Below are 21755 nucleotides of genomic sequence, written 5' to 3' on the forward strand. Positions count from 1 at the left end.
TACGCCTTGAATTCACCGAAAAACTTCGTGATCGCAGCCGTCAAAGACGTCTTGCCGTGGTCAACGTGACCGATCGTGCCGATGTTGACGTGAGGCTTATTGCGCTCAAACTTGCTCTTTGCCATTGCAGGCTCTCCATCTTGTACAAGCCCTTGAGGGCTAAATTCTTGTTGTCGCCCCGGTTCGAGACCGGGGCGTATTCAGTGTGGGTATTCCGATTACTTCTGACCGGAATACTTCGCCTGGATTTCGGTTGCGACGTTCGACGGAACCGGTGCGTAGTGATCGAAGGTCATCGAGTACTGCGCGCGGCCCTGGGACATGGAGCGCAGGTTGTCGACGTACTTGAACATGTTCGCCAGCGGAACGTGAGCGTTGATAACGATCGCGATGCCGCGCTGTTCCTGGCCCTGGATCTGGCCACGACGCGAGTTCAGATCGCCGATAACGTCACCGACGTAATCTTCCGGCGTTACAACTTCGACCTTCATCATCGGCTCGAGCAGCTGAGCGCCGGCCTTCTTGGCTGCTTCACGGAAGCAGGCACGCGATGCGATTTCGAAGGCGAGGACCGAGGAGTCGACGTCGTGGAAGGCACCATCGATGAGGGTAGCCTTGACGCCGAGCATCGGGAAGCCAGCCAGCGGACCGGAAGAGAGAACGCTTTCGATACCCTTCTGAACGCCCGGGATGTATTCCTTCGGAACAGCACCACCGACGATCTTGGATTCGAACTTGAACTCTTCGCCTTCCGGATTCGGTTCGAAGATGATCTTGACGCGCGCGAACTGACCGGTACCACCGGACTGCTTCTTGTGCGTGTAGTCTTCTTCGTGCTGACGCGTGATGGTTTCGCGGTAGGCAACCTGCGGAGCACCGACGTTGGCTTCAACCTTGAACTCGCGACGCATACGGTCGACGAGAATGTCGAGGTGAAGTTCGCCCATGCCGGCGATGATCGTCTGGCCGGATTCCTGGTCGGTCTTAACGCGGAACGACGGGTCTTCAGCAGCCAGGCGGTTGAGCGCGAGGCCCATCTTTTCCTGGTCGCCCTTGGACTTCGGCTCGATCGCGATCTGGATGACCGGTTCCGGGAATTCCATGCGCTCGAGGATAACCGGCTTCAGCGGATCGCAGAGCGTATCGCCAGTAGTGGTTTCCTTAAGGCCGGCCAGAGCAACGATGTCGCCTGCAAAGGCTTCTTCGATGTCTTCACGGGAGTTCGAGTGCATCTGCAGCATACGGCCGACGCGCTCGCGCTTGTCCTTGACCGTGTTGATGACCGACGAACCCTTTTCGAGCTTGCCGGAATAGATGCGTGCGAAGGTCAGCGAACCGACGAAGGGGTCGTTCATGATCTTGAACGCGAGCATCGAGAGAGGCTCGGCATCGTCAGCATGACGTTCGATTTCTTCTTCGGTCTTGAAGTCGATGCCCTTGATGGCCGGAATATCGACCGGCGACGGCAGATAATCGACGACTGCGTCGAGAAGCGGCTGAACGCCCTTGTTCTTGAACGCGGTACCGCAGAACATCGGGTGGAACTTGACGTCGATCGTGCCGCGGCGAACCAGGGCGCGAATCTTGTCGTTGTCCGGCAGATCGCCGTTCAGGTATGCTTCCATCGCTTCTTCGTCGATCTCGACAACGGTCTCGATCAGCTTTTCGCGATATTCGGCAGCCTTTTCCTTCAGGTCTTCCGGGATCTCGACAACGTCCCAGGCAGCGCCCAGGGACTCATCGCGCCATACGAGCGCGTTCATCTCGATCAGGTCGACAACGCCCTTGAATTCGGTTTCTGCACCGATCGGGAGCTGCATGACAACTGCGGTGGCGCCAAGACGCGTCTTGATCATTTCAACCGAGCGGTAGAAGTCCGCGCCGGTCTTGTCCATCTTGTTGCAGAAGATCATGCGCGGAACGTTGTACTTCTCAGCCTGACGCCAGACGGTTTCCGTCTGCGGCTCTACGCCGGCGTTGGCATCGAGAAGGGCAACAGCACCGTCGAGAACGCGCAGCGAACGTTCGACTTCGATGGTGAAGTCGACGTGGCCGGGGGTGTCGATGATGTTGAAGCGGCGCATCTTGCCGTCACGGCCCTTCCAGAAGGTCGTGGTGGCAGCGGACGTGATCGTGATGCCACGCTCCTGCTCCTGCTCCATCCAGTCCATGGTGGCAGCGCCGTCATGGACTTCGCCGATCTTGTGCGACTTACCGGTGTAGTAAAGGATACGCTCGGTGGTCGTGGTCTTGCCGGCGTCGATATGCGCCATGATACCGAAGTTGCGGTAGTCTTCGATTTTATATTCGCGAGCCATAATGACTGCCTTTCGAAATTCGATCGGTTAAGATTACCAGCGATAGTGCGAGAATGCGCGGTTCGCGTCTGCCATCTTATGCGTGTCTTCACGCTTCTTGACGGCCGAGCCACGGTTGTTTGCGGCATCCATGAGTTCGCCCGACAGACGATCGATCATGGTAGTTTCGTTGCGCTTGCGGGCTGCAGTGATCAGCCAGCGAATTGCGAGGGCCTGGCGGCGTTCCGGACGCACGTCAACCGGAACCTGGTAAGTAGCACCACCAACACGACGCGAGCGAACTTCAACATGCGGCGCGACATTGTCGAGCGCCGAATGGAAGATTGCAAGCGGGTCAGACTTGGCCTTGCCCTGCACAGCGTCAAATGCGCCGTAAACAATGCTTTCAGCTACGGACTTCTTGCCGTGGAGCATGATGGCATTCATGAACTTGGTGACGATCAGATCGCCGAACTTCGGGTCCGGGTTGATCTCACGCTTTTCTGCACGATGGCGTCTGGACATACTAATCTCGTCTCTAAACGTTACGGGCGCTTTATCACGCGGAGAACCTCGCGCAGCGCCGGATTGATAAAGTCAAAGTCCGAAGGATTACTTCGGACGCTTTGCACCGTACTTCGAACGACGCTGCTTACGGTTCTTGACACCCTGGGTATCGAGAACGCCGCGGATGATGTGGTAACGAACGCCCGGCAAGTCCTTTACGCGGCCGCCACGGATCATGACGACAGAGTGTTCCTGCAGGTTGTGACCTTCACCCGGAATGTAGCCGATGACTTCGAAGCCATTGGTGAGGCGAATCTTGGCGACCTTACGCAGAGCCGAGTTCGGCTTCTTCGGGGTCGTGGTGTAGACGCGCGTGCAAACGCCGCGCTTCTGCGGGTTTTCCTGCAGAGCAGGAACCTTATTGCGCTTTACGTTGGCCTGACGCGGCTTACGGATCAGCTGGTTTACGGTAGGCATATACCCATCCCTTGCAAAATCTTCTTCAAAGCCCCTTTCGGGACCATCGAGATGCCGTTTCCGGCGGCAACACGCACTTTCCTCATACACAAACGTGGCCCGATCCCGTTTTCGGATGGACCACGGAAGACAGAGGACGCATTATTCATGCGTCGTGCGTGCAGCATTCATATAGTCTACGTGCGTTTTAGGAGCCTGTTTGAGACGAGTTCCGGAATAGATTAATCCCGGACGCACGAGTCTCACATGGCTTCCGATGCCGGGCGTTTACTGTCTTAACCCTTCTGCGTCAAGGGTCGGCCCCAAAATAATGGTTCAGGCGCCGGTTTTGCGGGGTTTTCATCAGCGCGGCAGCAGTCGGCATATCGATATTGGAACCGAGTCGCGATTGTGTTTGGGAATCGCAGTCGAGACGTCTATTGAAACCGGGAACTTTTCAGACGGGACGATCTTCCCTTATGAAGGCCCATTCAGGAGAATATCATGATTTCACCCGCAGACAACGACAATACCGACGACCCGATGATCTTCATCATCATTGGCAAAGCCTATGAGACGAAGGGGGGCGAAGGTATCGAACTCCACATCATGCTGCGTGCGCCCGATGACGATACCGCTGTGAGAGACGCGTTGAATGCCCTTTCTGAGGAAGGTTTTCTGGAAGCAGATCTCGATCAGATCGGCGTGCTCCAGGACGAACCGCCGGAAGAACCACATGCTTCGGCCTATCAAGGCGCCCTGGAGGGCGAAGTCGCGATCATCCGTTTCGACTAAGGGCACTATCACCCCACAGCAGATGTCCGACCTCCTGGGATAAAGGCCGCTCCTGTTTCGGCACGGCCTTTGCCCCATGCGGGAAAGTTTCTCGTCTCCCCAGCCTACTTGACCGGTATTATCTGACTGGCCGGCTTAGGCGTTGTTGCCGTTTCTGCAGGTAGAACCGGGTAGGTCACATCTGGCGCCCTACCCGTCAGGCTTTCCAGAAACGCGACGATCAGATCGACGTCGTTGCCTTCCAGCTTTTCACCTAACTGCGCCGTACCCATGATTGCCACAGCCTGCTTTAGACCCCAGACCTTGCCGGAATGGAAATAAGGCGCGGTAAGCGCAATGTTACGAAGTGGCGCGGCGCGGAAGACGTAACTGTCGTCAGCCGTATTTGTCACCGCAAAGCGACCTTTGTCATTTTCAGGAAGAACATCGGCGCCTGGCTTCTCGATCAGACCAAACGGATAATAGCCCTCCCCGCCCACATTGATGCCCGCATGGCAGGATGCGCAGCCCTTGTCCATGAAAAGCTGCAGGCCCTGCCTTGCCTCTGCGGTCAATGCATCATCATCACCATTGAGGAATGAATCGAACGGTGCCGGTGTTATCAGCGTAGCCTCGAAGGCTTCGATCGCCATGGCGAAATTATCGAATGTCACCGGATCCGCATCGCCGGGGAATGCCGCCTTGAACCACTCTACATATCGCGGCATGGATTTCAGGGTTGCGACCACCTGGCCGGGCGTATTGGCCATTTCGACACCCGCCTGAACCGGGCCTTTTGCCTGAGCCTTGAGATCTTCCGCCCGTCCGTCCCAGAACTGGGCGATATTAAAGACCGCGTTGAAGACCGTAGGAGAGTTACGCGGTCCCTTCTGCCAACCGTGACCGATCGAAGTTTCGAGATTGTCGTCGCCGCCGGTCGCCAGATTATGGCAGGAATTGCAGGAAAAGACGCCGGATGCAGACATGCGCGGGTCAAAGAAGAGCGCCTTGCCGAGCGCGATCTTTTCCGCCGTGATCTTGTTGCCCTTCACCGCCGGAACAGTCGAAGGCAATGGCTTGAACAGTTCCTGCGCCTGTTGCCTCAGTTCCGCAGGATTGAGATCGGCAGCATAAGCGGTCGTTGCCAGAAGCAGACAGGCAGCGACGGACGTCATTAGCTTTTTCATTCGAGCCTCCATCATCATCGAATGCGAGAAGCTTAGAACGGCTCCAAATTGATGCCTTGTCTTCGATCAACACTTTAGAATTAGTCAAAATAAAAACGCCCGGATTGCTCCGGGCGTTTTTGAATGCGTCGCGAAAACGGGAGGAAATCCCCCTCGCCTGCCTTATTCGGCAGGCGTTTTCTCCGGGTTCAGGTTCTGCAGCATCGGCGTTGCCGAGTCTGCACCAGTGCCCTTCTTACGCTCGTCTAGGATCAAGTCGTCGCGCGTGGTTGCGATACGACGGATCTGGGTCATGGTACCACCTGTACCAGCCGGGATCAGGCGGCCGACGATGACGTTTTCCTTCAGGCCCTGCAGCGTGTCGATCTTGCCGGCGATTGCAGCTTCTGTGAGAACCTTGGTGGTTTCCTGGAAGGATGCAGCCGAGATGAAGGACGGCGTCTGCAGCGATGCCTTGGTGATGCCGAGCAGAACCGGCTCGCCATAGGCAGGCTTCTTGCCTTCTTCGATCAGCGCGTCGTTGGCATCTTCAAGCTCGATGCGGTCGACATTATCACCGACGATGTACTGGCTGTCGCCGGCATCGGTGATTTCGACCTTCTGAAGCATCTGACGGACGATGACTTCGATGTGCTTGTCGTTGATGACAACGCCCTGCAGACGGTAGACTTCCTGGATTTCGTTCACGAGGTAGGAAGCGAGTGCTTCCACGCCCTTGATCGCCAGAATGTCGTGCGGCGCAGGATTGCCGTCGAGGATGTAGTCACCCTTTTCGATGTAGTCGCCATCCTGAAGATGGAAGGGCTTGCCCTTCGGGATCAGGTATTCGACCGGTTCGACACCATCTTCGGCCGGCTCGATCATGACGCGACGCTTGTTCTTGTAGTCGCGGCCGAGGCGGATCGTACCATCGATTTCAGCGATGATAGCGTGGTCCTTCGGACGACGTGCTTCGAACAGTTCTGCGACGCGCGGCAGACCACCGGTGATGTCCTTGGTCTTGGCGCTTTCCATCGGGATACGTGCAAGCACGTCGCCCTGGGCGATCTTCTGGCCCGGTTCGACGGAGAGGATTGCTTCAACCGACAGGTTGAAACGGGCCTCACCACCACGCGACAGCTTCATGATCGCACCGGAAGCGTCCTTGATGACGATTGCCGGCTTGAGATCCGCACCGCGCGGCGTCGAACGCCAGTCGATAACCTGACGCTTGGTGATGCCGGTAGATTCGTCGGTCGATTCCAGAACCGAGATGCCGTCGACGACATCCTCGAACTGAACCGTACCGGCGACTTCCGTCATCATCGGGCGTGTATACGGATCCCACTCTGCCAGACGCTGACCGCGACGAACCTTGTCGCCGTCATCAACATGGATCTTAGAACCGTAAGCGACGCGCTGCGAGGAACGCTCGACACCACGTTCGTCGAGAATGGTGATGGCCATGTTACGGCCCATGGCGACGAGAACGTTTTCCGAGTTCCGCAGCATGTTGCGGTTCTTGATCAGGATCGTACCTTCATACGATGCTTCCAGGAACGACTGGTCGACCACGTTTGCCGTACCACCAAGGTGGAACGTACGCATGGTCAGCTGCGTGCCCGGCTCGCCGATAGACTGAGCAGCGATAACGCCGACTGCTTCGCCCATGTTGACCGGCGTACCGCGAGCAAGGTCACGGCCGTAGCAGACCGAGCAGACGCCCGTCTGAACTTCGCAGGTCAGTGCGGAGCGAATGCGGATCGACTGGATGCCAGCCTTCTCGATTTCGATGACATCCGGCTCGAGGATCATCCTGCCGGCGTCGACGATACGATCGCCCGTGACCGGGTGATCGATGTTGTCGAGAGCCGTACGTCCGAGAACGCGAGCGCCGATCGAAGCAACAACCTGACCAGCATCGACGATGGCAGTCATGGTGAGGCCGTTTTCAGTGCCGCAATCCACGAGGTTGACGATGCAGTCCTGGGCAACGTCGACGAGACGACGGGTCAGGTAACCGGAGTTTGCCGTCTTCAAGGCGGTGTCTGCCAGACCCTTACGGGCACCGTGGGTCGAGTTGAAGTACTCGTTAACGGTCAGGCCTTCCTTAAAGTTCGAGATGATCGGGGTCTCGATGATTTCACCCGACGGCTTCGCCATCAGGCCGCGCATGCCGCCCAGCTGGCGCATCTGGTTCGGAGAACCACGGGCACCCGAGTGGGACATCATGTAGATCGCGTTCATCGGCTTCTGGCGACCGGTCTCGGCGTCGAATTCGACAGCCTTAATGCGGGCCATCATGTCTTCGGCGACCTTTTCGGTTGCCTTGCCCCAGGCGTCGACGACCTTGTTGTACTTTTCGCCCTGAGTGATCAGGCCGTCATTGTACTGCTGCTCGTATTCCTTAACGAGAGCCTCGGTATCACCGACGATCTTCTCCTTGGAATCCGGGATGATCATGTCGTCCTTGCCGAACGAAATGCCGGCGCGGCAAGCATGAGTAAAGCCGAGCTGCATGATCCGGTCGCAGAATATGACCGTGTCCTTCTGACCGCAATGACGGTAGACCGTGTCGATCATCTTGGAGATGTTCTTCTTGGTCATTTCCTGGTTGCAGGTCTCGAACGGCACGTTGACGTTCTTCGGCAGAAGCTCGCCAATGATCAGACGGCCAGGCGTCGTGTCATAGATCTTGGAAACCAACTTGCCGTCGGCATCCATGGTCTTGAAACGACCCTTGATCTTCGAATGCAGCGTGACGACCTTGTTTTCCAGCGCATGGTGCAGTTCGCCCATGTCGGAAAAGGCCATGCCTTCGCCCGGCTCGCGCTCGTTCATGATCGACAGGTAATACAGGCCGAGAACCATGTCCTGCGACGGAACGATGATCGGTGCACCGTTTGCCGGATGCAGGATATTGTTCGTCGACATCATCAGGACGCGGGCTTCGAGCTGAGCTTCGAGCGACAGCGGCACGTGAACGGCCATCTGGTCACCGTCGAAGTCGGCGTTGAAGGCCGTGCAGACGAGCGGATGCAGCTGGATGGCCTTGCCTTCGACCAGGGTCGGTTCGAAGGCCTGGATGCCCAGGCGGTGCAGCGTCGGTGCGCGGTTCAAGAGAACCGGATGCTCGCGGATAACCTCGTCGAGGATATCCCAGACTTCCGGCTTTTCCTTTTCGACCAGCTTCTTGGCCTGCTTGACGGTGGACGAGAAGCCCTTGGCGTCAAGACGGGCGTAGATGAACGGCTTGAACAGTTCGAGCGCCATCTTCTTCGGCAGGCCGCACTGGTGCAGCTTCAGTTCCGGACCAGTCACGATGACCGAACGACCGGAATAGTCGACGCGCTTGCCGAGAAGGTTCTGACGGAAGCGGCCCTGCTTGCCCTTGAGCATGTCGGACAGCGACTTCAGCGGACGCTTGTTGGCGCCGGTGATGACGCGGCCACGGCGGCCGTTGTCGAACAGCGCGTCTACAGATTCCTGCAGCATGCGCTTTTCGTTACGGATGATGATGCCCGGAGCGCGCAGTTCGATCAGGCGCTTCAGACGGTTGTTACGGTTGATGACGCGGCGGTACAGATCGTTGAGGTCGGACGTCGCGAAACGGCCGCCATCAAGCGGAACCAGCGGACGCAGGTCCGGCGGGATGACCGGAACGACCTTCATGATCATCCATTCCGGGCGGTTGCCGGATTCGATGAAGTTCTCGACGATCTTCAGGCGCTTCATGAACTTCTTCTGCTTCAGTTCAGAAGTCGTTTCAGCAAGTTCCGCACGCAGGTCGCCGGCGATCTTTTCGAGGTTCATCGAAGCGAGCATCTCGTAGATGGCTTCCGCACCGATCATCGCCGTGAACTGGTCTTCACCATATTCGTCGATGGCGAGCATGTACTCTTCTTCGGAGAGAAGCTGGTTCTCCTTGAGAGCGGTCAGGCCCGGCTCGGTGACGATGTAGTTCTCGAAATAGAGAACGCGCTCGACATCCTTCAGCGTCATGTCGAGCAGGGTCGAGATGCGCGAAGGAAGCGACTTCAGGAACCAGATATGGGCGACCGGAGCGGCGAGCTCGATATGGCCCATGCGCTCACGGCGAACGCGCGACAGCGTAACTTCGACGCCGCACTTTTCGCAGATGATGCCCTTGTACTTCATGCGCTTGTACTTGCCGCACAGGCATTCGTAGTCCTTGATGGGACCGAAGATACGCGCGCAGAAAAGACCGTCACGTTCCGGCTTGAACGTACGGTAGTTGATGGTCTCCGGCTTTTTGATTTCGCCATAGGACCAGGAGAGAATCTTCTCGGGCGACGCGATCGAAATACGGATCGAGTCAAAGTGCTGCGCAGGCATCTGCGGATTGAAAAGGTTCATGACCTCTTGGTTCATGCCTATCTCCTTTGGGGCAAAGAGCCCTCGGCTTGCGACGGTACCATCCTGTTTCCCGCGATGGATGGTCTGTCACGTCAGTACGGTGCTAGCCGCAAAATGCGGCAAAACTTTCCCCGACACCCGGCGGGAACCGGTGCAGGGAGCGGCGCGCGCAGACAGCGCGCGCCTCCTTGACGATTATTCGGCTGCGTCCGGCAGCTGACCTTCGGCTGGCAACTCGACCTTCGAGTTTTCCAGCTCGACCGACAGACCGAGCGAGCGCATTTCCTTGACGAGAACGTTGAAGCTCTCCGGAATGCCCGCCTCGAACGTGTCGTCGCCACGGACGATCGCCTCGTAGACCTTGGTACGGCCGGCCACGTCGTCCGACTTCACGGTCAGCATTTCCTGCAGGGTGTAGGCTGCGCCATAGGCTTCCAGAGCCCAGACTTCCATTTCCCCGAAGCGCTGGCCGCCGAACTGCGCCTTACCACCGAGCGGCTGCTGGGTGACGAGCGAGTACGGGCCGATCGAACGCGCGTGGATCTTGTCGTCCACGAGGTGGTTCAGCTTGATCATGTACATGTAGCCGACGGTGACCTTACGGTCGAAGGGCTCGCCGGTACGACCATCGTACAGAACCGACTGACCGCTTTCGTGCAGGCCTGCCTTCTTCAGCATCGCAGCAACGTCCGGCTCATGCGCACCGTCGAAGACCGGTGTTGCTATGGAGACGCCCTTGCGGGACTGTTCGGCAAGCTTGACGAGCGCGTCGTCGTCGAAGTGTGCCACTTCGTCCTTCGCCTCACTGGAGTACACGTCCGTCAGGACAGTCTTCAGGTTGCTGATGTCCATGGTCTTGCGATACTCGTCGAGCATCTCGCCGATCTTCTTACCCATGCCGGCGCAAGCCCAGGCAAGGTGGGTTTCGAGGATCTGACCGACGTTCATACGCGACGGAACACCGAGCGGGTTCAAGCAGATGTCGACGTGCGTTCCGTCTTCGAGGAACGGCATGTCTTCGACAGGCACGATACGCGAGACAACGCCCTTGTTACCGTGACGGCCGGCCATCTTGTCGCCCGGCTGGATCTTGCGCTTCACAGCGACGAAGACCTTGACCATCTTCATGACGCCCGGAGGCATTTCGTCGCCGCGCTGGACCTTTTCAACCTTGTCCATGAAGCGATGCTCGAGCAGCGACTTGGACTCATCGTACTGGCCGCGCAGAGCTTCGATCTCGCCCTGAACCTTCTCGTCTTCGACTGCGAACATCCACCACTGCGAGCGGGGGTATTCGGAGACGACGGCGTTGGAAAGTTCGACGCCCTTCTTGAAGCCCTTCGGACCGGCAACCGACATCTGTCCACGCAGCATGTCGACCAGACGGCTGTAGACGTTACGGTCGAGGATCGCCTGTTCGTCGTCGCGGTCCTTGGCGAGGCGTTCGATTTCCTCACGCTCGATCGCCATCGCACGTTCGTCCTTCTCGACGCCGTGACGATTGAAGACGCGAACTTCGACGATCGTGCCGAACGTGCCCGGAGGCATGCGCATGGACGTGTCGCGGACGTCGGAAGCCTTTTCACCGAAGATGGCGCGCAGAAGCTTTTCTTCCGGCGTCATCGGGCTTTCGCCCTTCGGCGTGATCTTGCCGACGAGGATGTCGCCAGGAGCAACTTCCGCACCGATGTAGACGATACCGGCTTCGTCGAGATTCTTCAGCGCTTCTTCCGAAACGTTCGGAATGTCACGCGTGATTTCTTCCGGACCAAGCTTCGTGTCGCGGGCAGCAACTTCGAATTCTTCGATGTGGATGGAGGTGAACACGTCGTCAGCGACGATGCGTTCCGACATCAGGATCGAGTCTTCGTAGTTGTAGCCGTTCCAAGGCATGAACGCGACGAGCGCGTTGCGGCCGAGTGCCAAGTCACCGAGATCCGTGGACGGACCGTCAGCGATGATGTCACCGCGGTTCAGAACGTCGCCGACGGCGACCAGCGGACGCTGGTTGACGCAGGTGTTCTGGTTGGAGCGCTGGAACTTCTGCAGGCGGTAAATGTCAACACCGGACTTGCCGGCATCGAGATCTTCCGTAGCGCGGATAACGATACGCGTCGCATCGACCTGGTCGACCACGCCGCCACGACGGGCAGCGATCGCCGCACCGGAGTCACGGGCAACGACCGGTTCCATGCCGGTGCCGACGAACGGAGCTTCGGCGCGAACCAGCGGAACGGCCTGACGCTGCATGTTCGAGCCCATGAGGGCGCGGTTGGCGTCGTCGTTTTCGAGGAATGGGATCAGAGCGGCAGCAACCGAAACCAGCTGCTTCGGCGAAACGTCCATCAGGTTGATGGTGTCGCGCGGAGACAGCATGACTTCGCCGGCATGACGGCAAACCACGAACTCTTCAACGAAAGCGCCTTCAGCCGTCAGCTCGGAATTGGCCTGAGCCACGTAATACTTGGCCTCTTCCATGGCGGAGAGGTAGATCACGTCCTTGGTGACGACGCCGTCAACGATCTTGCGGTACGGCGATTCAATGAAGCCGTACTTGTTGACGCGGGCGAAGGTTGCCAGCGAGTTGATCAGACCGATGTTCGGGCCTTCCGGCGTTTCGATCGGGCAAATACGGCCGTAGTGGGTCGGATGAACGTCGCGGACTTCGAAGCCTGCGCGCTCACGGGTCAGACCACCCGGTCCAAGAGCCGAAAGACGGCGCTTGTGGGTGATTTCCGAAAGCGGGTTCACCTGGTCCATGAACTGCGACAGCTGCGAGGAGCCGAAGAATTCGCGAACGGCAGCAGCAGCCGGCTTGGCGTTGATCAGGTCCTGCGGCATGACGGTGTCGATCTCGATCGACGACATGCGTTCCTTGATCGCGCGCTCCATACGGAGCAGGCCGAGACGGTACTGGTTTTCCATCAGCTCGCCGACCGAACGAACACGGCGGTTGCCGAGGTTGTCGATGTCGTCGATTTCGCCCTTGCCGTCACGCAACTCGACCAGCATCTTGACCACGGCCAGGATGTCGTCCTTGCGCAAAACGCGAACGGTATCTTCGACCTGCAGGTCGAGACGCATGTTCATCTTGACGCGACCAACGGCCGAGAGGTCGTAGCGCTCTGCGTCGAAGAACAGCGAGTTGAACATGGCTTCCGCGGATTCCATGGTCGGCGGCTCACCCGGACGCATGACGCGGTAGATGTCGAACAGAGCGTCCTGACGGTTCTCGTTCTTGTCAGCCGCAAGCGTGTTGCGGATGTAGGCGCCGATATTGATGTGATCGATGCCGAGAACCGGGATCTCGTCAAAGCCAGCTTCGAGGATGATCGGCAGAGTCTTCTCGTCGATTTCGTCGCCGGCTTCGAGATAGATCTCACCGGTCGAGTAGTTGACGATGTCTTCAGCGAGGTAGTTGCCGTAAAGGTCTTCGTCGGTGGCCTTCAAGGCCTTGAGGCCCTTTTCGGTCAGCTGACGGAGCAGACGCGGGGTCAGCTTCTTGCCGGCTTCAACGACGACTTCGCCAGTATCGGCGTCGACCATTTCCGACAGAGCCTTGGCGCCCTTGAGCGTCTCGGCCTGGAACGGAATGCGCCAGCCGTCGCCGGAACGCTCATAGTTCGACTTCGTGTAGAAGGTCGACAGGATTTCTTCGCCGTCCATGCCGAGTGCCATCAGCAGCGAAGATACCGGGATCTTGCGGCGACGGTCGATACGGGCAAAAACGATGTCCTTGGCGTCGAATTCGATATCGAGCCAGGAACCGCGATACGGGATGACGCGAGCCGCGAAGAGCAGCTTGCCGGAAGAATGGCTCTTGCCCTTGTCGTGGTCGAAGAAGACGCCCGGCGAACGGTGCATCTGGGACACGATAACGCGTTCGGTGCCGTTGACGATGAACGTACCGTTATCCGTCATGAGCGGCATGTCGCCCATGTAGACAGACTGTTCCTTGATGTCCTTGATGGACTTCGCGCCCGTATCCTCGTCAATATCGAATACGATGAGGCGCAGCGTCACCTTCAGGGGAGCTGCGTAGGTCAGGTCGCGCTGACGGCATTCCTCGACGTCGAACTTCGGCGGGTCGAATTCGTAGGAAACGAACTCGAGCATCGAAGCGCCGGAGAAATCCGTGATCGGGAAGACGGACTTGAAGACCGCATTCAGGCCTTCGTCCGGACGGCCGCCCTTGGGCTCTTCTACCATCAGGAATTGGTCATAGGATGCCTTCTGAACCTCGATGAGGTTCGGCATTTCCGTGACTTCGGGGATCTTACCAAAAAACTTGCGTACGCGCCTGCGACCATTAAACGAAAGGGTCTGCTGAGCCATCGTCGCTCCTTCAAAATTGCATCCGGGCCTGCAACGGACGGCTATCGGAGGCCAACCGATATACCATCGAACATGGTTTCTCAATCTCGTCCCGCTTGCCGAAACCCTAAGCCGGATTGCCTAGCACTTCGGTGGGGACCATCCTCTTGAGAACCCATTACCCAGGACCCGTTTTCATACGGATCCTGGGTAATAAGTTCGAAAAGAAACGGACGGGAGAGAGATAGGCTCTCCCCCGCCACATTCCAGTATTACTTGACGTCGACCTTAGCGCCGGCTTCTTCAAGCTTCTTCTTGAGGTCAGCGGCTTCAGCCTTGGAAACAGCTTCCTTGACAGCCTTCGGAGCGCCTTCGACCAGGTCCTTGGCTTCCTTGAGGCCGAGACCGGTGATGGCGCGGACTTCCTTGATGACGTTGATCTTGTTGGCGCCAGCGTCAACCAGGATAACGTCGAACTCGGTCTTTTCTTCTTCAGCAGCAGCCGGTGCGCCAGCGCCGCCAGCAGCAGCAACTGCTACCGGAGCAGCAGCGGAAACGCCCCACTTTTCTTCGAGAAGCTTGGAAAGCTCAGCAGCTTCCAGGACGGTCAGGGCCGAGAGGTCTTCAACGATCTTTGCGAGATCAGCCATTTTGTAGTTCCTTCTGTTCGGTTCGAACTGGTTTTAAATAAACAGCGAAGTTCCGCCTTACGCGGCTTCGTCCTTCTTGGCATAGGCTGCAAACACGCGAGCAAGCTGACTTGCCGGTGCCTGTACGACGCCTGCGATGCGGGTTGCCGGGGTCTGAATCATACCCACCAGCTTTGCACGCAGTTCGTCCAGCGAAGGCAGGGTCGCAAGCGACTTGACTGCATCCGCATTCAGCGAGGTCGCGCCCATGGCACCACCGAGAACAACGATCTTGTCGTTGGTCTTGGCGAAATCCATGACGACCTTCGGAGCCGTAATCGGATCATCGCTGTAAGCGATGAGCGTCTGACCCTTGAACAGGTCAGACATCGATTCGGATTCCGTGCCCTGAAGAGCGATCTTGGCCAGACGGTTCTTCGCGACTTTGACGGTGCCGCCAGCAGCGCGCATCTTCGAACGAAAATCGTTCATCTGTGCGACTGTGACACCAGCATAGTGGGCCACGACAACCGAACCAGAAGCCTTGAAGACTTCGTTCAGCTCCGTGACAAATTCGCGCTTTTCCGCTCTTTCCACTGTCTGTCTCCAGTTGGTAGGACCGCAATCCTGCAAGTCCCACCGGGTTGCCTTTGCCTCAGACGATCTCCGGAGAGACCGTAAGCGGCGGTTGAGGATCCTGTCCCCCCGCACTGAAACCAAAGGCTTCAGGCACAAGGCACACTAGGCTCGAACCGAATATTGAAGCGCTATACGCACTTCCAAATTCTGGGTTCTTACCCGTCTCATGCAGGTCATTCGATTAAGGCATCATCAACAAGGATTTCAGCCACCCGCAATCTCGGACAGGAATTCCGGATTTCTCCGGAAATCCCCTCCCCCTCAGGATTGGCCCTTCAGGGTTGGGAATTCATGCGACCGAAGCCCAGAGAAAACTCTGAGCTTCGGAAATTCAGTCATTAAGCAGCAGTAACCGACGACGGGTCGATCTTGACGCCTGGACCCATGGTCGAGGAGATCGCTACGCGCTTGACGTAGTTACCCTTGGCGCCAGCCGGCTTTGCCTTGATGACGGCGTCAGCGAAGGCCTTGATGTTTTCTTCGAGCGCCTTGGCGTCGAAGGAAGCCTTGCCGATGCCAGCGTGAACGATACCGGCCTTTTCGACGCGGAATTCAACAGCGCCACCCTTGGAAGCCTTGACGGCACCCGTGACGTCCATCGTAACCGTACCAACCTTCGGGTTCGGCATCATGCCACGCGGGCCGAGAACCTTACCGAGGCGACCGACGAGCGGCATCATGTCCGGGGTTGCAATGCAACGATCGAAGTCGATCTTGCCGCCCTGGACGATTTCCAGCAGGTCTTCTGCGCCGACGATGTCTGCGCCTGCAGCCTTGGCTTCATCAGCCTTGGCGCCACGTGCGAAGACGGCAACGCGAACGTCGCGGCCAGTGCCGTTCGGCAGGTTGACAACGCCACGAACCATCTGGTCGGCATGACGCGGGTCAACGCCGAGGTTCATTGCGATTTCAACGGTCTCGTCGAACTTGGCGGTTGCGCGTTCCTTGACCATCGAAATGGCGTCGGAAAGGGCTACGAGCTTGGTCGGATCAACGCCTTCGCGGATCTTCTGAATACGCTTTGCAAGCTTTGCCATATTAAGCCACCACTTCCAGACCCATGGCGCGGGCAGAACCCTCGATCATGGCCATTGCGCCTTCGATATCGGCAGCGTTGAGATCCTTCATCTTGGCTTCGGCGATCGACTTGATCTGAGCCTTGGTGAGAGTACCGGCCTTGCCGCCCTTACCAGGCGTCTTGGAACCGGAGGTGATCTTCGCTTCCTTCTTCAGCCAGTAAGAAACCGGCGGCTGCTTCATGACGAAGGTGAAGGACTTGTCCTGGTAATAGGTGATGACGACCGGGATCGGCATACCTTTTTCCATTTCCTGCGTGGCGGCATTGAACGCCTTGCAGAATTCCATGATGTTGATGCCACGCTGACCAAGCGCCGGGCCGATCGGCGGGGACGGGTTTGCCGATCCTGCCTTGACCTGAAGCTTGAGCTGGCCTGCTACTTTCTTAGCCATATCTCTCTGCCTTTCACTAACGGGGCGGTTTCCCGACCCAACTTGCCGGATTTCTCCGGCGGCTGCGGTTGCGTGGTTCGGATCATTGGAGCCCGGCTAAGACTTCTCACCTTCCACGCGGTTCGCGGCTTTCACCGCGCGAGGCCCGACATGCGGGCCCCAACTTGAAATCAGACCTTCTCGACCTGAGCGTATTCCAGCTCGACCGGGGTTGCGCGACCGAAGATCGATACTTCGACCTTGAGGCGCGCACGCTCCTCGTCGACATCCTGAACGACACCGTTGAACGATGCGAAAGGACCATCCGAAACGCGAACCTGCTCGCCAATCTCGAACGAGATCGAGGACTTCGGACGCTCTACGCCTTCCTGGACCTGACCGAGGATACGCTCGGCTTCGAAATCCGGGATCGGAACCGGCTTATTGTCGGAACCGAGGAAGCCCGTAACCTTGGGCGTATTCTTGATCAGGTGATAGGCCTCATCCGTCAGGTTTGCACGAACGAGCACGTAACCCGGGAAGAACTTGCGCTCGCTGTCGACCTTGCGGCCGCGACGCACTTCCGTCACCTTTTCAGTCGGAACGAGAATCCTTTCGAACAGATGCTCAAGCCCCTTCTGGCGAGCCTTGTTCTCGATGTCGTCTGCGACCTTCTTCTCGAAGTTCGAATATGCGTGGACGATATACCAGCGTGCCGCCATCTTCACTCTCCAGTTTTAAACGCTGACGTTCAGGATCAGGCGCAAAAGCCAGCCCATCAACTGATCCGCCGCGAAGAAAAACAGGGCAGCAAAGACAACCATAACCAGAACCATAGCCGTGGAGATCGCAGTCTCGCGGCGGGACGGCCAAGTGATTTTCAGACCTTCGGAACGAACTTGCTTAAAGAACGTGACCGGATTGGTTTTGGATGCCATCGATTTTCCACGCAATTACGGCACGTAAAGCCGAACTCGCTCAGCCCCACGCACCGCGTGTCTGTTTTTCCCTACATAAACACCGCCTCCCCTTTGCACAAGAGGAAAAACAATGTTCGATTAAATTTCGCCGATCCACTCGGCACAGCTCCGGCGGATCAATCACCCAGCCTAACGAGCTTTATTGAGTGGCAGGGGCAGCCGGGCTTGAACCGACGACCTGCGGTTTTGGAGACCGCCGCTCTACCAACTGAGCTATACCCCTTCGCCCTATCCGACTTCAAAAATCACATTCGATTCCGCGTCGTCTTTAAGCTAGGCGCTCCCTTTACGGTGCGTTGCCCCACTTGGCAAGTATGTTTTTTCGTTTCCGACATGTTCAATATGCATCGCCGCGCCGATCGCCGGCATCTACAGCACGAACCGTCGCGAAAGCGGGCTCGGCGCCGCCGAGAATATCGCTGCCGGCAATATCCATCGCCCCCGGCAAAACAGCAGTCACCCCCTTGCGCTCATTGGTAAGCGGCAGGCGCTTCCACGCCAAACGAGGCGGCTGCGCGACATAGGCATCCGGCTCATTCACGAGTTGCCCTATCACTCGATCGACGATTGTCGAAATACCGAGCTTGCGACCTTCGGAATGATAGAAATTACCCTTTATCTGGATCGCACCGGCCAGCGCCTTGATGAAGCAAGCCAGAAGGCTTCGGTCGATTCGCTCGGGATGCCGCCAGAATACATCCAGTCCACCCTGATGCGTCAGTCCGGGTATATCGAAGACAGCAGCACCCAGGACGATGGTAGGGACGTCTGCCCGCAGACTGTGAAGACCTGTCGTGGAATTGACCACGATGGAACCGTGGCACTCGCGCAGGATTTCCGCAAGATTGCCTTTCTCGATAAAGGCGACACGATTTTCGATCCGATATTTGGCGGCAAGTTCAGCAACGACCTTGCGCCAGTTCTCAAGATCATTATCGAGCGGATGCTGCTTGATGATCAGCCGGCCGTTTTCGGGCGCGTGGCGCGCAAACGACTGCATGACCTGATCCAGCATCTGCGAAATATGCCTATAGGGCGAATTCGCCCTGATCTGGTAATCGCTCTGGAGCTGGAGCGCGAGCAGATAGTTGCGCTTCAGCTTGTCGTCGAAATACCCCTCCGGCAAATCGTGCCTCTCGCGGAACATGCGCGGCAGCCAGGATAGGTAGTCGAACAACGGGTCGTAATATTTGTCGGAGCGATAAAAGGGAAACATCATCCGGCCGAAATAGGCGACCAGATTATAGATTACCTCGTTGGTCGCCTCCTGCCCGAATGTATGCGGATAGCGGTTCTTCAAATCCGGATCGGCCACCTTCGCGGCGATCTGGCGAATACGGTCCGGATCGTTCGGAAAATGAGAGAAACGCCCCATGCCGTCACGCTCAAGCGTGATCCAGTCAGGTCGGAGATAACCGAATTCCACGGCGTGACAGCGCACACCAAGGCGCCGCGCGACACGCGCGGCAAGCCGGTGATATGGCAACCGATCCGCATAATAAAGAATGTCGGTGATGCCTTCCCGCTTCAGAAGCGCTGCAAGATAGCGCGGCCATGCCTTCAAAGTTCCGCGGTAGTTGATCGCTCCGCGCTTGAACCAGTAGACCTGATCACCGAAGGAGAAGTTCACTCTCCTCGTCTCCACGCCCCTGGCTTCGAACCCTTGGGAGAGCTCGCGCCAGAAAACCGACGGAGGACCTTGCAGAAAAAGAACTTTGGTCATACGCGATCAATGCCTTCTAAACTTCGAGGTACCGAGAAATCGGCCACACAAAGCAGTGAGATTCAGCTATTCGTCGTTAGGTTGCTGGAATTCTCACCAAACCCATACCGCCGTCAATGCAAATACGGTTTCAGCCCGTTAATTTCGCGTAAGCACTGTGACATGAAGAACCGCACCTTTCTTTTCCTTCAAGGCCCCGCCTCGCCGTTTTTCCGACTTGTCGCGGACAGGCTGGAAGCTAAGGGCGCGCGCGTTTTGCGCATCAATTTCTGCCTAGGCGATATGGTTTTCTGGTGGCCGAAAAGAGGCGCCTTCTTTCGCGGAGAAAAGAGCGAGTGGCCCGATTATCTTGAGGCATTCACACATCACCACTCAGTGACAGACATCGTCATGCTCGGTGACGGCCGTGATTATCACGCGGCTGCCGCTGAAATCGGCCAGGCTCTGGGCGTCAGGATACATATTGTCGAGCATGGCTATCTGCGGCCGGACTGGTTGACGGTCGAGCCGGACGGCATGTCGGCTCATTCGCGTTTTCCGCAGGAACCGGAGGCGATCAGGGTTCTAGCCGACGGCGTGCCGCCCGTGGCGCGCGGCGGCCTGTTCCGATCAAGCTTCCTGACCTACGCGCTTTACGATCTCGCCTATCATGTTCCCAATGTGCTGGTCGGCCCCCTCCTCCACCGCCACTACAGAACCCATGGCGCGGCCCACCCCGTCATCGAATATAGCGGCTGGATCTGGAAGGGACTATTCGCCGGTAAAAGACGAAGACAGGCTGAACAGGCTATCGCAGCATCTACCCGGCTGGCGACTGGTGCGGACGCCCGTTTCTTTCTGTTTCCGCTGCAATTGCCCGGTGACTACCAGATAATCAAGCACTCACCGGGCAGTGACTTATCTGCAATCGTCGAGGCCGTGATTGCGTCTTTCGCCAGATATGCTCCCGAAGAAACCCGGCTCCTGTTCAAGGTCCACCCGATCGATAACGGTCTTTCACGCTGGCCCCAACGGATTGGCGACGCTGCCTCGCGACTGAATGTAGGTGACCGGGTCTTCGTGGCCGATGGGGGGAATACCGACAGCCTGATCGAGCGATCGGCGGGCGTCGTCACCGTCAACTCCACAGTGGGGCTCACGGCACTCGCTTTTAACCGTCCGGTTATCGCGCTCGGCGCTGCGATCTACGATGTCGACGGTCTCACATCTCAAGCAGCCCTGGCCGATTTCTGGAGGCGACCACCCCTGCCCGATCCGGATCTGTTCGACGCCTTCATGCGCGCGCTATCCGCCACCACGCAGGTTCGCGGCGGCTTTATCGGGCGCGATGCGCTCAACACGGGAGCGGACAATGTCGCTTCGCGGCTGCTTGAGCCCGACGAGAGGCTGCCGGAGAGCCTGCGCAAACAGAGAGACCGGGGCGTTTTCCGTTACGAGCGAGAGCTTTTTCCGGAGCAGCCCCGCTAGCTTTTCAATACCTTTTATCCGCGCCCGGCGTGCACATATCGCGTTTCGGGATGAACGCTTTTCAACGTCTACAATACCGAACGAAAAAAAGGCCTCGCTGTTTCCAGCGAGGCCTTTCTCAATTCAGGTGATTATCGATTACTCGATGATCGAGGCGACGATGCCTGCGCCGACGGTACGGCCGCCTTCGCGGATAGCGAAGCGCAGCTTTTCTTCCATCGCGATCGGAACGATCAGTTCAACAGCAACCGTGACGTTGTCGCCAGGCATAACCATTTCCGTGCCTTCCGGCAGAGAAACGATACCGGTCACGTCCGTCGTGCGGAAGTAGAACTGCGGACGGTAGTTGGTGAAGAACGGCGTATGACGGCCGCCTTCTTCCTTCGTCAGGATGTAGGCTTCAGCCATGAACTTCTTGTGCGGCTTGACAGAGCCCGGCTTGCACAGAATCTGGCCACGCTCAACGCCGTTACGGTCAACGCCGCGAACCAGTGCGCCGATGTTGTCGCCGGCCTGACCCTGATCGAGCAGCTTGCGGAACATTTCAACGCCGGTAACCGTCGTCTTCGAGGTGGCGCGGATGCCGACGATTTCGACTTCTTCACCAACCTTGACGATGCCGCGCTCGACGCGACCGGTCACAACCGTACCACGACCCGAAATCGAGAACACGTCTTCGATCGGCATCAGGAACGGCTGGTCGATCGGACGCTCAGGCGTCGGGATGTAGGCGTCAACCGCTGCCATCAGTTCGCGAACGGCGTCTTCGCCGATCTTCTTGTTCGAATCTTCAAGAGCAGCAAGAGCAGAACCCTTGATGACCGGAACGTCGTCACCCGGGAAGTCGTAAGACGACAGCAGTTCGCGAACTTCGAGCTCGACGAGCTCGAGCAGTTCTTCGTCGTCAACCTGGTCGACCTTGTTGAGGAACACGACCAGAGCCGGAACGCCAACCTGACGAGCAAGCAGGATGTGCT

At 57.7% G+C, this 21755-nt stretch carries 17 protein-coding genes and 1 tRNA gene; 2 read left to right on the forward strand and 16 right to left on the reverse strand.

The window, feature by feature from the left end:
- The 4 genes from ACI3K0_RS29380 to rpsL all read right to left on the reverse strand — a co-directional run.
- A partial coding sequence (locus tag ACI3K0_RS29380) for a GTP-binding protein (RefSeq protein ID WP_262928001.1) occupies positions 1 to 125 on the reverse strand: 125 nt, incomplete at its 3' end.
- Positions 126 to 218: 93 nt separating this feature from the next.
- Positions 219 to 2318, reverse strand: a complete 2100-nt coding sequence (gene fusA / locus ACI3K0_RS29385) for an elongation factor G (protein ID WP_148148072.1) — start codon at positions 2316 to 2318, stop codon at positions 219 to 221.
- Positions 2319 to 2351: 33 nt separating this feature from the next.
- Positions 2352 to 2822, reverse strand: coding sequence for a 30S ribosomal protein S7 (rpsG, locus tag ACI3K0_RS29390; protein ID WP_148148073.1), 471 nt, complete (start codon positions 2820 to 2822; stop codon positions 2352 to 2354).
- Between the two features lie 87 nt (positions 2823 to 2909).
- Positions 2910 to 3281, reverse strand: a complete 372-nt coding sequence (gene rpsL / locus ACI3K0_RS29395; RefSeq protein ID WP_003547537.1) for a 30S ribosomal protein S12 — start codon at positions 3279 to 3281, stop codon at positions 2910 to 2912.
- Positions 3282 to 3764: 483 nt separating this feature from the next.
- On the opposite strand from rpsL, the gene ACI3K0_RS29400 reads away from it, so the two are divergent.
- Positions 3765 to 4055: a transcriptional regulator gene (locus ACI3K0_RS29400; RefSeq protein ID WP_148148074.1), complete on the forward strand. Its 291-nt coding sequence runs from the start codon at positions 3765 to 3767 to the stop codon at positions 4053 to 4055.
- Positions 4056 to 4159: 104 nt separating this feature from the next.
- On the opposite strand, the gene ACI3K0_RS29405 is transcribed toward ACI3K0_RS29400, so the two are convergent.
- The 11 genes from ACI3K0_RS29405 to ACI3K0_RS29455 form a co-directional block, all read right to left on the reverse strand.
- A complete protein-coding gene (locus ACI3K0_RS29405; RefSeq protein ID WP_183830487.1) occupies positions 4160 to 5221 on the reverse strand; it encodes a cytochrome-c peroxidase in 1062 nt (353 codons plus the stop codon).
- 162 nt (positions 5222 to 5383) lie between these two features.
- On the reverse strand, positions 5384 to 9592 hold the full coding sequence (gene rpoC, locus ACI3K0_RS29410; protein ID WP_183830490.1) for a DNA-directed RNA polymerase subunit beta': 4209 nt from the start codon (positions 9590 to 9592) through the stop codon (positions 5384 to 5386).
- Positions 9593 to 9772: 180 nt separating this feature from the next.
- Positions 9773 to 13912, reverse strand: coding sequence for a DNA-directed RNA polymerase subunit beta (gene rpoB, locus ACI3K0_RS29415; RefSeq protein ID WP_148148077.1), 4140 nt, complete (start codon positions 13910 to 13912; stop codon positions 9773 to 9775).
- Between the two features lie 251 nt (positions 13913 to 14163).
- Positions 14164 to 14541 carry a 50S ribosomal protein L7/L12 gene (gene rplL, locus ACI3K0_RS29420; RefSeq protein ID WP_148148078.1) on the reverse strand — a complete coding sequence of 126 codons (378 nt, stop codon included), beginning with the start codon at positions 14539 to 14541 and terminating at the stop codon, positions 14164 to 14166.
- A 57-nt stretch (positions 14542 to 14598) separates the two neighbouring features.
- Positions 14599 to 15117, reverse strand: a complete 519-nt coding sequence (gene rplJ / locus ACI3K0_RS29425; RefSeq protein ID WP_148148079.1) for a 50S ribosomal protein L10 — start codon at positions 15115 to 15117, stop codon at positions 14599 to 14601.
- Positions 15118 to 15497: 380 nt separating this feature from the next.
- Positions 15498 to 16196 (reverse strand): 50S ribosomal protein L1, encoded by a 699-nt coding sequence (rplA, locus tag ACI3K0_RS29430; protein WP_148148080.1) that lies wholly within the window; start codon positions 16194 to 16196, stop codon positions 15498 to 15500.
- A 1-nt stretch (position 16197) separates the two neighbouring features.
- A complete protein-coding gene (gene rplK / locus ACI3K0_RS29435; RefSeq protein ID WP_112459116.1) occupies positions 16198 to 16629 on the reverse strand; it encodes a 50S ribosomal protein L11 in 432 nt (143 codons plus the stop codon).
- Positions 16630 to 16799: 170 nt separating this feature from the next.
- Positions 16800 to 17330 (reverse strand): transcription termination/antitermination protein NusG, encoded by a 531-nt coding sequence (gene nusG, locus ACI3K0_RS29440; RefSeq protein WP_148148081.1) that lies wholly within the window; start codon positions 17328 to 17330, stop codon positions 16800 to 16802.
- Between the two features lie 15 nt (positions 17331 to 17345).
- Positions 17346 to 17546, reverse strand: a complete 201-nt coding sequence (secE, locus tag ACI3K0_RS29445; protein ID WP_112459118.1) for a preprotein translocase subunit SecE — start codon at positions 17544 to 17546, stop codon at positions 17346 to 17348.
- A gap of 189 nt (positions 17547 to 17735) precedes the next feature.
- Positions 17736 to 17811: transfer RNA gene (locus tag ACI3K0_RS29450), tRNA-Trp, on the reverse strand.
- A 114-nt stretch (positions 17812 to 17925) separates the two neighbouring features.
- Positions 17926 to 19218: a capsular biosynthesis protein gene (locus ACI3K0_RS29455; RefSeq protein ID WP_343062704.1), complete on the reverse strand. Its 1293-nt coding sequence runs from the start codon at positions 19216 to 19218 to the stop codon at positions 17926 to 17928.
- A 255-nt stretch (positions 19219 to 19473) separates the two neighbouring features.
- On the opposite strand from ACI3K0_RS29455, the gene ACI3K0_RS29460 reads away from it, so the two are divergent.
- On the forward strand, positions 19474 to 20778 hold the full coding sequence (locus ACI3K0_RS29460; RefSeq protein WP_183830501.1) for a capsule biosynthesis protein: 1305 nt from the start codon (positions 19474 to 19476) through the stop codon (positions 20776 to 20778).
- A gap of 138 nt (positions 20779 to 20916) precedes the next feature.
- Here the strand turns inward: ACI3K0_RS29460 and ACI3K0_RS29465 are convergent.
- The coding region (locus ACI3K0_RS29465; protein WP_404946879.1) for an elongation factor Tu at positions 20917 to 21755 on the reverse strand (839 nt) is incomplete at its 5' end.

The organism is Rhizobium sp. ZW T2_16 (assembly GCF_044987325.1).
GTDB classification, from domain to species: Bacteria; Pseudomonadota; Alphaproteobacteria; order Rhizobiales; family Rhizobiaceae; genus Neorhizobium; species Neorhizobium cellulosilyticum.